The 14351-nt window shown below is 38.1% G+C and carries 11 protein-coding genes and 1 riboswitch; of the genes, 9 read left to right on the forward strand and 2 right to left on the reverse strand.

What is annotated here, in order from left to right:
• Positions 1 to 19 precede the first annotated feature (19 nt).
• Both ltaA and TP70_RS07030 read right to left on the reverse strand, forming a co-directional pair.
• Positions 20 to 1210, reverse strand: coding sequence for a lipoteichoic acid biosynthesis MFS flippase LtaA (gene ltaA, locus TP70_RS07025; RefSeq protein ID WP_044360589.1), 1191 nt, complete (start codon positions 1208 to 1210; stop codon positions 20 to 22).
• Positions 1188 to 2363 carry a diglucosyl diacylglycerol synthase gene (locus TP70_RS07030; protein ID WP_044360590.1) on the reverse strand — a complete coding sequence of 392 codons (1176 nt, stop codon included), beginning with the start codon at positions 2361 to 2363 and terminating at the stop codon, positions 1188 to 1190. Before TP70_RS07030 ends, ltaA begins: the two co-directional genes overlap by 23 nt.
• Positions 2364 to 2754: 391 nt before the next feature.
• Here TP70_RS07030 and TP70_RS07035 point away from each other — a divergent pair, with 391 nt between their 5' ends.
• The 9 genes from TP70_RS07035 (at position 2755) to TP70_RS07075 (ending at position 13929) form a co-directional block, all read left to right on the forward strand.
• On the forward strand, positions 2755 to 4239 hold the full coding sequence (locus TP70_RS07035; RefSeq protein ID WP_044360591.1) for a UDP-N-acetylmuramoyl-L-alanyl-D-glutamate--L-lysine ligase: 1485 nt from the start codon (positions 2755 to 2757) through the stop codon (positions 4237 to 4239).
• A complete protein-coding gene (locus TP70_RS07040; protein ID WP_044360592.1) occupies positions 4229 to 4468 on the forward strand; it encodes a YueH family protein in 240 nt (79 codons plus the stop codon). Before TP70_RS07035 ends, TP70_RS07040 begins: the two co-directional genes overlap by 11 nt.
• Before the next feature lie 19 nt (positions 4469 to 4487).
• Entirely contained in the window at positions 4488 to 6050 is a 1563-nt protein-coding gene (locus TP70_RS07045; RefSeq protein WP_044360593.1) for a peptide chain release factor 3, read from the forward strand.
• A 289-nt stretch (positions 6051 to 6339) separates the two neighbouring features.
• Positions 6340 to 6447, forward strand: a riboswitch (yybP-ykoY riboswitch).
• Positions 6448 to 6536: 89 nt separating this feature from the next.
• Positions 6537 to 7331, forward strand: a complete 795-nt coding sequence (locus TP70_RS07050) for a TerC family protein (protein ID WP_044360594.1) — start codon at positions 6537 to 6539, stop codon at positions 7329 to 7331.
• Between the two features lie 200 nt (positions 7332 to 7531).
• A complete protein-coding gene (locus TP70_RS07055) occupies positions 7532 to 9169 on the forward strand; it encodes a S1C family serine protease (RefSeq protein WP_044360595.1) in 1638 nt (545 codons plus the stop codon).
• 19 nt (positions 9170 to 9188) lie between these two features.
• The gene (locus tag TP70_RS07060; RefSeq protein WP_044360596.1) at positions 9189 to 10547 is read left to right on the forward strand and encodes a TrkH family potassium uptake protein; all 1359 of its coding nucleotides are present in this window, start codon (positions 9189 to 9191) and stop codon (positions 10545 to 10547) included.
• A 160-nt stretch (positions 10548 to 10707) separates the two neighbouring features.
• Positions 10708 to 12216 carry a bifunctional metallophosphatase/5'-nucleotidase gene (locus TP70_RS07065; RefSeq protein ID WP_044360597.1) on the forward strand — a complete coding sequence of 503 codons (1509 nt, stop codon included), beginning with the start codon at positions 10708 to 10710 and terminating at the stop codon, positions 12214 to 12216.
• 886 nt (positions 12217 to 13102) lie between these two features.
• The gene (locus tag TP70_RS07070; protein ID WP_156962265.1) at positions 13103 to 13498 is read left to right on the forward strand and encodes a hypothetical protein; all 396 of its coding nucleotides are present in this window, start codon (positions 13103 to 13105) and stop codon (positions 13496 to 13498) included.
• 5 nt (positions 13499 to 13503) lie between these two features.
• A complete protein-coding gene (locus TP70_RS07075; protein ID WP_044360601.1) occupies positions 13504 to 13929 on the forward strand; it encodes a hypothetical protein in 426 nt (141 codons plus the stop codon).
• Positions 13930 to 14351 lie beyond the last annotated feature (422 nt).

The raw sequence follows: 14351 nt of genomic DNA on the forward strand, positions 1-14351 counted from the left end.
ATGCTGTCTCGGGCGTTTTTTAATGCGTGCGACGTAGCTGTTTTAAAAAGTATAAGCCGTAAAAACAAGCTAAGAAAAAGATTAAGCATGCCGCAAAGTAGAATGTATAAATAGGGCTACCTAACACTTGTGATAGAGGGCCACCAATAATCGGTCCTGCCATGGCCCCCAACCCTTGAATACTGTTAATGACACCCCATGTCTCTTCTTGTTCAGACGGGTGGATAAAGCCTGCCATAAATGTATTCCATGCAGGGAGTAAGAGGCCGTATATCATACCAATAAGTAAAGCGATGCACCAAACGATCACAATATTTGTAATGAATGTAAATGACACCATGGCAATACCGTAACATAAAAAGCCGATAAAAATCATACTATACATAAATCGGTGGGCATAGCGATCGATAAGTTTTGATAAGCCTAGCATTGAAATTGTACAACCGATACCACCGATCACAATTGCCCCGGTATACTCAACGGTCGAAACACCGACAATATCAACAGCATATTGTGGTAACACAGGGATGAGGGCACTAATCGCAATCCCTTGTAGTAAAATCCCTGGGAATAAAATAAGATGTCGTCGAGAGACACTTACAATTTGTTTCAATTGCTGACGGACATTTTTCATATGATAGTCAGTCAGTTGTACTTTCACAAAAAAGTACAGGATAAATGCAATACCGACAATCAATGGCATTAAAAAGTTGAATGTTATCGGATGACTTTTGAAAATTAAGTTCATACCAATCATGCCGACTAACAAACCAGCAAGCCATGCGAAGTACACGTAGCCCATCTGTTTGCCGCGTGATGTTTCTTCTACGTTCGCTAACATAACGACCCAAATTGGACATACCGCAATGCCTAACATTAAGGCACTGACAATGAGTACGACTGGAGAAGTGGGCATAAAAATAACGAGTGCTAAACTGCCAAGTGCCAAGATAAAACCGAGTGTAAGCACAATACGTGGGCCCCAGCGTTTTAAAATAAAGCCAACAAAAAAGTTGGAAACTGCATCGGCTACAAAATGTACAGAAATCGCAGCCGATGTAATCCCAACTGCAATAGATGTCGCTGTTGGTAGCAGAGGTAGGTAGCTTAGCACGTACATACCTCGGGCAAATTCCATAAGAAACAAAATAATAATTAATAATGAAAAGTTTTTCGTATATTGTCTATCATTTAACGAGTAGTTTTGCATATAAAGGTACCTTTCCATAAACATGTTGATACGCTGTTGCATCGTGTAACAGATCTAACAAGTCATCACAAATTTTTTGCGTCGCATCCGGAATACGTGCGTCAGCCATACTTTGAATCATCTGTTGACGAACATCAGGATGCTGTATCAAATGTGTTACGGTGTCGATGGCTTCATTCGGTGTATTTGCAATTTTACCGAACCCTTTTTCTTCAAAATAATAAGCATTTTCTAATTCTTGACCGGGTGCAGGATTTAAGAAAATCATCGGTATTTGACGTGACAACCCTTCAGAAATCGTAATGCCACCCGGCTTTGTAATCATTAATTGACTTGCTGCCATCCACTCATTCATATGCTTCGTATAGCCGAGAATCAAGACGCTTTGCGTATTGTGAAATGCACGCGATAGTTGACGTTTGAGTTCTTTGTTACGTCCACAAATCATCACAACTTGTGCCGTTGGTGTGTCGTCGATAATCTGTTGAATCATCTGTTCAAAGCCTTTTGAAACGCCAAAAGCACCTGCCGACATTAAAATGGTGGGCGCAGCTGGATCGAGATTGTGTTGACGCATCCATTGTGCTTGATCAATCGGTGTTTCAAACTGTGCTGAGACCGGAATGCCTGTCACTTTTGTATGTGTACTTGGAATACCAATCTCTGTTAATTCCGCTTTCAAGTCGTCAGTGGCAACATAGTAACGTGACGAGTTTGGTGTAATCCAGTTTTTATGCATGCGATAATCTGTTAAAACAGTCGCAATCGGAATGTTCATATTAAATTGTTGTGTTAATACTGACATCACAGGTGTTGGGAACGTCAATAAAATTAAGTCAGGCTTTTCTTTTAATAACAGATTCAGCAACTTGTTCAAGCCATAGTACTTATAAAAACACTTATCCAATTCGTCCGGACGACTATAGTAAAACGCCTTATACATACGGCGAAAATATTTAAAACTGTTGATATACCATTGTTTACAGATCGTCGTTAAAATAGGATGGGCTTCTAAAAATAAGTCATGCTCAATCACTGTCAATTCATCTAAGTTCATCGCATTGAATCGTGACACAATGCTGTTCGTCACTTGGATGTGACCATTACCAAAAGACCCTGTTAATATTAATATTTTTTTCTTTTGAGTACTCATATGAGTGGCCTCCATATATAGTTTAGACGTAAAGCATAAAAATCGCGTATACCTTGTCTCAAGCTTACTTTACAGTCTAATCACTTAACCATAGTTTACAGTATCCTAAAAAAATTGTGAAAGGAAAAGAGGTTCTGACCAAGTGATAAAGGTTGCGTGCGTCACAAAACAATTTTTTGTGCGCGAGTGAATAGGCGTTTATAAGTGTTATAACCGCCTTTACTACGTTATAATCATTCTACTATCTTAATATATTGTGTCGAGGGATACAATACAAAGAGGTTGTATCGACAACAAAGGCCTGCAATTTACTAGAAAAAATGATGTAACTTGTATGATTTTATGATGAAACGTGTATAATGAATGAGTGTATAAAAAAGGAGAGATATGTGTGAATGCGCAAGAACTTTTTCAACATATATTAATGAAGCAAGTTATAGGAACACTTGATAGAGAAATAGATGATATTACCACAGATTCCCGTACGGCGAGACAAGGCAGCATCTTTGTCGCATCTAAGGGCTATACAGTAGACAGTCATCGCTTTGCACAAGACGTTGTGACGCAAGGTTGTCAAGTCGTTGTAGTTAGTCGCGAACTGTCATTAGAAGGCGATGTTACACAAGTGATCGTGCCAGATACGTTACGCGTCGCGAGTCATTTAGCGCATCGTTTATACAACTTCCCGAGTCAACAGTTAACAACGATTGGTGTGACAGGGACAAACGGTAAGACATCCATTGCGACAATGGTACATCACATTTTTCGCAAGCTTGGTAAAGGCAGTGCGTATTTAGGTACGAATGGCTTTCAAATTAATGAGCATGTGACGAAAGGGCAAAATACGACGCCTGAAACAGTGTCACTGACGAAAAAATTACATGAAGCAGTGCAAGCCGATGCGAAAGCGATGACATTGGAAGTTTCATCACACGGTTTAAGTTTAGGACGTCTTAGTGGCGTAACGTTCGACGTGGCGATTTTCTCAAATTTAACGCAAGATCATTTAGATTTTCACGGTACAATGGAAGCATATGGTCATGCGAAGTCGCTATTGTTTAGTCAACTCGGTCAAGATGTATCGCAACCGAAATATGCGATTGTAAATAATGACGATCCGTTTTCAGAGTATTTAAGAACGGTCACACCTTATGAAGTATTGAGTTACGGCATTGAGCAAGAAGCGCAATTTATGGCGAAAAATATTCAAGCAACGTTGCAAGGTGTGACATTTGATTTTGTGACGCCATTTGGCACATATCCCGTTAAGTCGCCGTATGTCGGCGCATTTAACATTGCCAACTTAATAGCAGCGATGCTTGGCGTCTGGGTGAGTGGCGAAGACTTAGAACGTGTCACACAAGTCGTTGAAACGTTGGAGCCTGTAGAAGGTCGCCTAGAAGTGTTAGATCCATCATTGCCAATTGATTTAATTATCGACTACGCACACACAGCGGACGGGATGACAAAGTTAATTGACGCTGTGGAACCTTTTGTGAAACAGAAGCTTATTTTCTTAATCGGTATGGCGGGAGAGCGAGATTTGACGAAAACACCGGATATGGGACGTGTCGCTTCTCGTGCAGATTACGTTATTTTAACACCGGATAACCCGGCTAATGACGACCCTAAAATGTTGACGGCAGAGTTGGCAAAAGGGATGACGCACGACAACTACGTAGAATTTACAGATCGTGCAGAAGGTATTTGCCATGCGATTGATGTGGCAGAGCCGGGAGATACGGTTGTGTTAGCTTCTAAAGGACGTGAGCCATTCCAAATTATGGCAGGACACGTCAAAGTACCGCATCGCGATGACTTAATTGGTTTAGAAGCGGCATATGCGAAGTTTGGAGGACAGCCTGATGAAGATTAGAGAAAGTCACAGTGAAAACTACTCGGCGAAAGTATATATTTATGAGAATAAAAAAGAAGACTATTTTGTCGTCGCTGTACCAGATTTACATTGGTCGATTCTGATTGATGATACATTGTACGGCGAGGCGTTAACAGAACATGTAATGATGCATCTTTTTAATATATTAGATGAAGAAGAGGCTGAAATATTAGCTTTACGCATTACACAATGGGTACAAGAAACATAGAATTAGAAGGAGTTTTGAGATGAGTATCAAAGATGAAGTAACAGCGCGTAAGACCTTTGCGATTATTTCGCATCCGGATGCTGGGAAAACAACCTTAACTGAAAAGCTTTTATATTTTAGTGGTGCAATTCGTGAAGCAGGAACAGTTAAAGGGAAGAAAACAGGAAAATTTGCGACAAGTGACTGGATGAAAGTCGAACAAGAACGTGGGATTTCGGTAACAAGTTCTGTCATGCAATTTGATTATGATGATTATAAAATTAATATTTTGGATACACCAGGACACGAAGACTTTTCCGAAGACACATACCGTACATTGATGGCGGTAGACAGCGCAGTCATGGTTATTGACTGTGCGAAAGGGATTGAGCCGCAAACATTGAAACTGTTCAAAGTTTGTAAAATGCGTGGTATTCCGATTTTTACATTTATTAACAAATTGGACCGTGTCGGTAAAGAACCGTTTGAGTTATTAGACGAAATCGAAACGACGTTAGGTATTGAAACGTATCCGATGAACTGGCCAGTTGGTATGGGACAAAACTTCTTCGGTATTATCGATCGTCATGAACGCACGATTGAACCTTTCCGTGATGAAGAAAATATTTTACACATTAATGAAGACTATGAATTGGAAGAGTCACACGCGATTGCGGATGACAGCGCCTTTACACAAGCGATTGAAGAATTGATGCTGGTTGATGAAGCGGGTGAATCATTCGATGAAGAAGCGTTAAAGCGCGGTGACTTAACACCTGTCTTTTTCGGTTCGGCACTTGCTAACTTTGGCGTACAAAACTTCTTGAACGCATACGTGGATCATGCACCGATGCCACATTCACGTCAAACAGAAGAAGATTTAGAAGTGAGTCCGTTTGATGATCAATTTTCTGGCTTTATTTTCAAAATTCAAGCGAACATGGACCCGAAACACCGTGACCGTATTGCATTTATGCGTATTGTGAGTGGCGCGTTTGAACGTGGTATGGACGTGAAGTTGCAACGTACGGGTAAAAAATCTAAAATTACACGTTCGACAAGCTTTATGGCGGATGATAAAGAAACCGTTAACCATGCTGTTGCGGGAGATATTATCGGGTTATATGATACCGGTAACTTCCAAATTGGTGATACGCTTGTCGGTGGCAATCAAAAATTCCATTTTAAAGCATTGCCACAATTTACACCTGAGATTTTTATGAAAGTGTCACCGAAAAATGTCATGAAGCAAAAACACTTCCATAAAGGGATTGAACAGCTTGTACAAGAAGGTGCAATTCAGTATTACCAATCGTTGCATACCAACCAAATTATTTTAGGTGCAGTGGGACAACTACAATTTGAAGTGTTTGAACATCGTATGAAGAACGAATACAACGTGGATGTTATTATGGAGCCAGTTGGTAAGAAAATTGCACGTTGGATTGAAAATGAAGAAGACGTTGAAGATAAAATGAACTCAAGTCGTTCGATTCTTGTAAGAGACCGTTTTGATAACAAAGTGTTCTTATTCGAGAATGACTTTGCGACACGTTGGTTTGAAGAGAAATTCCCGAATATCAAACTGTATAGCTTACTGTAAGCAGTTGGATAAAGACAAATGTGTCTGTATATGATTTCACAGTCCTGTTTAAATATTTGAGACCGTATTTAGCATTCGAGCAGAAATGAAGTCAGCCATCAGATTCACTACAAATGCTGCTTGCGATACATCTGATGCAATCAATACGCCTGCATATGATTCCCATATGTCTGCGTAAGGGTTATAAAAACTTTCTTTTATTGTGTCTAAGTGAACATAACTCGAACTTTTAGCTATTAATTAATTTAAAAATCTGTTATAATACTTAAGCATAAATTAAATACCTATGACAGTTATGTCAGAGGGGAGTAACTTGATTAACGTATTCAGACGTTAATAACACTTTGTCGTCATTACGAAGAGGAAATCTTCCGGTGAAGTGGGCATATGATATGCTAAGTGAGACCTTTGCTAGTTATTTAGCATGGGTCTCTTTAATTTTGCACAAAAAATGAAAACGTATATATGAAAGAGGAGGGATCTTTGATGGATCCAAGTTTATTGTTATCGTATGGATGGGTTATCCTTGTGTTAGTCTTTTTAGAAGGCTTACTTGCTGCAGATAATGCCATCGTTATGGCGGTTATGGTTAGACACTTACCGCCAAAACAACGTAAAAAAGCATTGTTCTATGGTTTATTAGGAGCATTTGTTTTTCGTTTTATCGCCTTGTTCCTAATTAGTATTTTAGCGAACTTCTGGTGGATTCAAGCAGCAGGTGCCGCATACTTACTATTTATGTCGGCTAAAAATCTGTACCAGTTCTTTAGTAAAAAAGCGCCAGAACATTCTGATGAGTCATTAGATGATGACCCACATGATTTTGAAAAAGAAGTAAGTGCCAAAGAATTTTGGGGTACAGTTGCCAAAGTTGAATTTGCAGATATTGCTTTCGCGATCGACTCGATGCTTGCCGCACTTGCGATTGCTGTGACATTACCGAAAATAGGCATTCACTTCGGTGGTATGGATGCTGGACAATTCGGCGTTATGTTGACAGGTGGACTGATCGGCGTTATCTTAATGCGTTTTGCTGCGACATTCTTCGTGGAATTTTTAAACAAATATCCAGGTTTAGAAGGTGCAGCCTTTGCCATCGTTGGTTGGGTAGGTATTAAGTTAGTCATTCTTGTATTGGCGCACGAAGACATCGGTATCTTACCACACGACTTCCCACATTCAGCAACATGGCAAATTATTTTCTGGGTAGTCATGATTGGACTTGTCGCTATCGGTTGGTTCACATCAGTTGTGAAAAATAAAAAACAAAATCAGTCATAAAAGGCTGTTCATAAGCACGCGTATAGTTTATTGCTATGCGTGTGTTTTTTTATTTCAATTTGTAAAGAACGAACGTTATGGGAAACAGTTCAATCACAGTTAAATTTATGTTATTTTCTTAATATGATTGAGAAAATATTACGGAATTTTAAAGGTGAATGTGGCATAATAGTAACAAAGGCATTGAAGGAGGGCGCACAATGGATCAAGAAAAAAAGCATGTGATCCCACGAAAAACGTATAGACGCAAACGTCGCGAGTTTTTTCATAACGAAGAGCGTGAGGCACGTATAAAAGAACAGCAAAAAGCAGATGCACTAAAAGCTGAGAAAGAAAAAGTGCAAGCGAAAAATAATGAAGAACGTGTGAAAGACAATTTGCGTAAAGCACGCATTGAAAAGTTAACACATGAAGAGTCAAAACAACCGAAAACAACGCCTGCACAATCGAAGGCGGACGTTGATAAAACTGTATCACAAACTGATGTTGCAACGGATAAAGAGGCGACAGAGGCATCATCAGAACAGATGCAACTTCAGCAAAGTCTATACAAACAGCAAGCGAATGATATTCAACGTGAAAAATCAGAACAAGCATCGAAACAAACGGAGCAACAAGAGGTACATGCGCATGAAGCAAAACACGTTGAACATAAACGTCATCAATACACGTTGAAAAAAGACTGGACTGAAAAAGTAACACAATTCGTCACACGAGAGTGGGCGAAGATTCTAATCGTGGTCGGTGCGTTACTCGTTTTATTATTATTGTTCGCTATTTTCCATCATGTGAATGGTAGTAATGATGAAATGGAAAGTGTAGAGACACAAGTCGGTAGCGATAAACAAGTGACACGTACAATGAAAAATGCACATACAGCAACGAAATCTGTTGTTGCCGTTGAGAACAATCAAGAAGCGACACCAGGAACAGTACAAGATGCAGAACAACAAGCACAAGCACAGAATGAAAGCGGCTCAGGCGTCGTCTACAAAAAAGTAGGCGACTTACTTTATATTTTAACGAATGCCCATGTAGTAGGAGATAAAAAACAACACGAACTGACATATGCTGACGGAAAGACCGTGACAGGGACAGTCGTCGGGAAAGATCAATGGTCAGACATCGCTGTGATGACGATCAAAGCGTCAGATGTTAAAAAATCAGATTTGAAGCCAATCAAATTGGGAGATGCTAACAATTTAGTGTTAGGGGAACCGGCGTTAGTCGTTGGAAATCCGTTAGGTCTAGATTTTAGAAATACAGTTGGAGAAGGTATTATTTCTGGATTAGACCGCAATGTGCCGATTGATATAGACAAAGATAATGAATATGATATGCTCGTTCATGCATTTCAAGTAGATGCACCGATTAATCCGGGTGATTCAGGTGGTGCAGTTGTAGACCAAGAAGGCAAGTTGATTGGGATCGCATCATTAAAAATTAGCATGCCGAATGTAGAAGGTATGGCATTTGCGATTCCATTAAACGATGCTGAAAAAATCGCCGAAAAACTTGAAAAAGACGGCAAAATTAATCATCCAAATACAAAAATCAGCTTAAAAGATGTTTCAGCACTTTCACAAAATGAGCGTGATTCATTTGACATTGATGATAAAGTAAAAGAAGGTGCCGTAGTAGAAGACATTATGAAAGACAGTCCTGCACGTAAATCCGGCTTGAAAACAGGTGATGTCATTACAACACTTGATGGTAAACCAATCAAAGATAGACTCGTTTATCGTCAGCAATTATTCCGTCATTTAGATAAAGATAAACCAGTCAAATTAAAAGTATTACGTCAAGGTGAGGTTAAAAATATCTCATTTGATTTGTAAAACGTTGGAGTGAGAGACCGTGTCAATCGTTAGTCAATTGTTCAAAAAGTCCAGTCCTCAACAAGGTATTGTGATGTACTATCTCTTTGCCATTATTGCTGCATTTTTATTGCTCAACTTGCCCGGTGTTCATAAGCCGGGTGTTAAAGTTGCGCCTATTGATACACTTTTTGTTGCTGTTTCTGGCGTGAGTGTAACAGGTCTAACCCCTGTCAATATTTCAGAAACATATTCTGCTTTCGGCTATATCGTCCTGCTATTTATTTTGAATACAGGTGGTATTGGCGTTATGGCCATTGGTACGCTTTTGTGGGTTGTGTTAGGCAAACATATCGGCATTCGTGAGCGTCAGCTGATCATGTTAGATAATAATAAAGATTCAATGAGCGGTACGGTTAGATTAATTTTTGACATCGTGCGTGCCATCTTAGTCATTGAATTTGTTGGCGCAACGTTGCTCACATTTTATTTTTATCGAGACTTGCATAATTTAAAAGAAGCAATCATGCAAGGGGTCTTCGTCTCCATCTCAGCAACGACGAATGGAGGATTAGACATTACAGGGGACTCACTGATACCGTATGCCAACGATTATTTCGTTCAAACGATTGTGATGTTTTTAATCGTGTTAGGATCGATTGGCTTCCCAGTTCTATTAGAAATAAAAGCATATATTAAAAATAGAATTCCAAACTTCCGCTTTTCACTATTTACGAAAGTGACAACAGCTACATATCTAATCATTCTCGTATTGGGAACAGTTGGTATTTTGTTAATTGAAGCACAAGGCGTATTTAGCAACGAGACATGGCATAAAACATTCTTCTACGCACTGTTCCAATCAGTAACAACACGGAGTGCAGGGCTACAAACATTTGATGTGTCCCAGTTTTCCGACGCTACGAACTTGTTAATGGGTGGACTGATGTTTATCGGTTCTTCTCCAAGTTCAGTAGGTGGTGGTATTCGCACAACCACGTTTGCGATATTAGTGTTATATCTGTTGAACTACAAGCCGAACGCAGAAAAGTCAGCGATTAAAGTATTCAATAGAGAGATACACACGCAAGATATACACCGTTCATTTGCGGTATTTATTATCGCCGTCATGTTTACCTTTGCCGGGACATTTATCATTATGTTGAATGAAGCGGGACGCGTTGATTTTATTCAAATTTATTTTGAAATTATGTCAGCCTTTGGAACGTGTGGCTTATCAACAGGTATTACAGCAGAGTTGGGTAATGTATCTAAAGTCATATTGATGATGCTTATGTTTGTTGGTCGTGTTGGACTAATATCATTTATTATTATGATTAGTGGTAATCGAGAAGCAGCAAAATATCATTATCCGAAAGAACACATTCAAATTGGATAGCATATAGGATTGGATAGACAACACTTGTAGGTTTATGGCGACGTAAAGTCAAAATGAACGGACAGGTATGTTTATCCAATTTTTTTATTTTCGTATGAGGTGGCTATGTTAAAATAAAGGTATTATTGAGTATTTTTGTATAAAGGTGAGGAGAACATCTATGCGTCAAAATGATGAAGTACGTATTCAAATCTTAGCAACATCTGATATGCATAGCCGTATATTAGATGGCGATGTAGCATCCCATATTTACCGTGCTGGCACATATATTGAAAAAGTGCGCGAACAATATAAAAATGTGATGTTGTTAGACAACGGTGGCAGTCTAGCAGGGAGCATTGTGTCATTTTATTATGCAGTGGTCGCCCCGTATAAACGACATCCGATGATTAAATTAATGAATGCGATGGACTATGATGCAAGCGGCATGAGTGCGAACGGCTTTAAATTTGGTTTAGACTTTCTTAACCGTTCCGTTGCGTTAGCACGCTTCCCATGGCTATCCGCAAATATTACGTATGCGATGACAAAAGAACCTTATTTTTCAACGCCGTATTTGTTGAAAACATTTGACGGGGTACGCATCGCCGTCGTTGGCTTTACATCAGATGCATTAGTGCGTAATGAAAATATTGAAATGGAACCAGATATTGCCGTCGAACACGCAACGACAGCAGCCAAGCGCTGGATTCGCTATATTCATGAAGTGGCAGAGCCCGACTTTTTAATCGTACTGTATCATGGCGATTACGCAAGAGAAAGACAAGCAAGTGATGTTAATACCGACAATCAAGCATTAACAATTATGAGAGAAGCAGGCATTGTAGACTTAATGATTACCGGTCATCAGCATGAAACAAAAGTGGGATTTGAAGGACGCACAGCCTTTATACAAGCAGGACAAAATGCAGAAAAATTAATACACGTTAACGTGACATTTCGTAAGCGACGCAATACGAACGAATTATTGGCAATTGAACCAGAAGTCGTTGATTTAGAATCTTATGAAGAAAGCCTGTCATTGTTGAAGATTACACATTATGATCGCAAAGCTGTTAGAAAATGGGAAAATGAACAGATTCATCCGCAACCGATAGATTTAAGCTTTCCGTCATTTGCGGCACTGTTACAACGACGCCATCCATTTATTCAATTATTGAGTAACGCCATGAAAAGCGCAGTGACTTGTGATATAACATGTGTACATTTGCCATTACCGACATCAACAGGGCTCAGCGGTAGTCTTCGTAACAAAGACATTTATCATGCCTATCCACACCCAGATAAACCAATAGACATGACATTAACAGGTGCAGATATTAAGCGACTGATTGAAGATTCAGCAGCACAACTTATCATCAAAGACGGACATATTACATTAGATGAAACACAAGATCCGACGCTTTACCAATTTTGGTCTGGCTTTGACTATACGATTGATATATCACGCCCAAAATATGACAGAGTCGTCGCATTAAGTTTGCGTGAAGATTACACGTATCGCATCGCAATGACTGACTATTGTTATAGACACTACCGTCAACAACTCGCACATGCAGTGATCCATCAAAAGCATTCAATCACCATACCTGAACTTATTTCAGAAATATTGCGTCAGGACAAAGCCATTGATGTTGAAACGGATAATGTTACGCTATTAGGGGAATAATGGAAAAGAGCGTTCATATTGAAAGTAGCAGTTACTGTGAGAAAAACGACTCGAAAAGAAAAGGTAGAATTTGTAAAAAGCTTACTTATTATCACAGTGATTGCATTGATTATTTATTTCGTGAAAAACGCATAAAACAAACCCTCTAGCTATGATTTGCATTGTAGACTAGAGGGTTTTGTTCTGTGAAAATGCGAAGTCTAGAGTGTTAGCTAAGACTGGGGCATGTGTTATGCTGAAAGGTATTATTGCTGATGATTAGTTGCGTTAAGTTGAAACAGCTTAGTCGAGATATAGGGCAGGTGCAATCATTTTTGTAACGGTGATACTAGGTAAGTATGTTTATACATACCTCTAGTCGTATTCCATGTGCTGTAAGAGAGATGATTAAATAAGAACCATTTGGAAGCAAGTGTGTAAATGTAATTTTTAAAACAAAAAACGGGCAATAATTTGCCCGTCATGGAAAATTTAATTTCCTTTTTTAATCTGTTTTAACTGGGTGCTTGACCCTTGTAGAATAATTATAATGCTTTTGTAAAGGCTAATCAATCTTTTTTGTGCATAATTACAACTGGTGGTTAAAACAATGATAAGTTGTATCAAATATTAATCAACACTAACTAAAAGGAATAAAATGTAAAGTTTTTAGACAATATGTATTGCTTATATACAGTGAAAAGTATTAATATACTAGTATAAGAATGTATTACTAATACGCCAAGGTTATAAAAGAATTCTGTGGAATGGTGAATTGATGCGATTTTATACTTTGAGATTAATGGTTCATAGTTTGATATTTTTTGCGATATTTTATGTTACTTGCGTTGCAGACAACTACAAGCTGATCCTAAGTAATGCACTTATTTACTTATTACCTTTTTCTATGGATTTTAAAGAAAAATCTCTTGATAAAAGCTACTATCCGAAGATGTATAAAATCGGCTTATATTTTGTTAGTATGGTCTGCTTTCTTATTTTTACATTTATGACATTAAACTATTTAGGTCTAACTATTCCTTTTACTAATATCCTTAGTCTAATATTAAAAATTAGTTTCATTGGGATATATTGCGCAGTTTTTTCAATTGTCTTGTTAGATTGGTATTTCTTAAAAGACTCCGAAGAAGAACTAGTACTTGCAGAAAAAGCAGGAAGAAACAGCGTGAGAAATGAGCAGTTAAAATCTAATGAAAGACAAGAAAGACGACAATTAATACAAAGACAAGATTATAAGGAGCATATTACTAATATGTCTCAGAAAAAAACTAGAAAGAAGTGAGAAGTATGATAATAAGTATAGTTTTATTAGTCTTCATCGCTTTGATTTATTTTGTTCAAGTGTATACAGCTTACCTTACATTTAATTTAAAAAATATAAAATTTGGGAAGTCTTTAATTTATTTTGCACTTCCAATCTTTAGCCTCATTGTACACATTTTAATTTCATACAAGCTATTTAAGAAGAAGAATTTTAGAAAAGCGTTTAAGATGTTAGGATACTCATTTAGTAAATATAATATATTTTTAAATATTATAAGTGGCGTTATTCTCGAAGAAATACTAATATTTGAGACTTATGGTCACAGTAGGATGATTAGTAAAAAAGAAGAGGTTAATCTGAATAAGTCAAAACAAGAAATGACAATACTGCAAAAGGTCTTAAGAAAACCACGTAATACAGCTAATCAAGTAGCACCAATTTATAACTAAAAGTATTCTTTATTTTAGCCGTACCTTAACTAGTACGGTTATTTTTGTGCAAAAAATTAGAGAAAAGTTAAGAAAATGAGTTGACTATATATAATTCACAGGCACGTGTATCAGTTTTGAGAAGAGGTATTGGATAACTTGGGGGTATATCTTTAGAAATCGCCGAAAAACTATATAACTATCAAAAGCATCTTGAAGAAAATAGAAGCCAATCTGGTGAATAGGTGGGGTTAAGTCATTTGCAATTTGACGTTTTTTTGACACGTAAAATAACAAAACCCCTTGAAATCAATGTTTCAAGGGGTTTAAAAACGGAAACGGAGGGAGTCATTGAGTGCTTATATTTCAATGGTTACGGCATTTTGGGAACGTCTCGGGGACGTTCGCTACATACTTTTGATTAAGTTAATAGTCTTTTGTTT

Source organism: Staphylococcus microti (genome assembly GCF_000934465.1).
Taxonomy (GTDB): domain Bacteria; phylum Bacillota; class Bacilli; order Staphylococcales; family Staphylococcaceae; genus Staphylococcus; species Staphylococcus microti.

Coding starts and splice junctions, on each gene's coding strand:
- TP70_RS07040 (WP_044360592.1), top strand. CDS start 4,229: ATGAAGATTAGAGAAAGTCACAGTGAAAACTACTCGGCGAAAGTATAT.
- TP70_RS07045 (WP_044360593.1), top strand. CDS start 4,488: ATGAGTATCAAAGATGAAGTAACAGCGCGTAAGACCTTTGCGATTATT.
- TP70_RS07065 (WP_044360597.1), top strand. CDS start 10,708: ATGCGTCAAAATGATGAAGTACGTATTCAAATCTTAGCAACATCTGAT.
- TP70_RS07070 (WP_156962265.1), top strand. CDS start 13,103: ATGGATTTTAAAGAAAAATCTCTTGATAAAAGCTACTATCCGAAGATG.
- TP70_RS07055 (WP_044360595.1), top strand. CDS start 7,532: ATGGATCAAGAAAAAAAGCATGTGATCCCACGAAAAACGTATAGACGC.
- TP70_RS07075 (WP_044360601.1), top strand. CDS start 13,504: ATGATAATAAGTATAGTTTTATTAGTCTTCATCGCTTTGATTTATTTT.
- ltaA (WP_044360589.1), bottom strand. CDS start 1,210: ATGCAAAACTACTCGTTAAATGATAGACAATATACGAAAAACTTTTCA.
- TP70_RS07050 (WP_044360594.1), top strand. CDS start 6,537: ATGGATCCAAGTTTATTGTTATCGTATGGATGGGTTATCCTTGTGTTA.
- TP70_RS07030 (WP_044360590.1), bottom strand. CDS start 2,363: ATGAGTACTCAAAAGAAAAAAATATTAATATTAACAGGGTCTTTTGGT.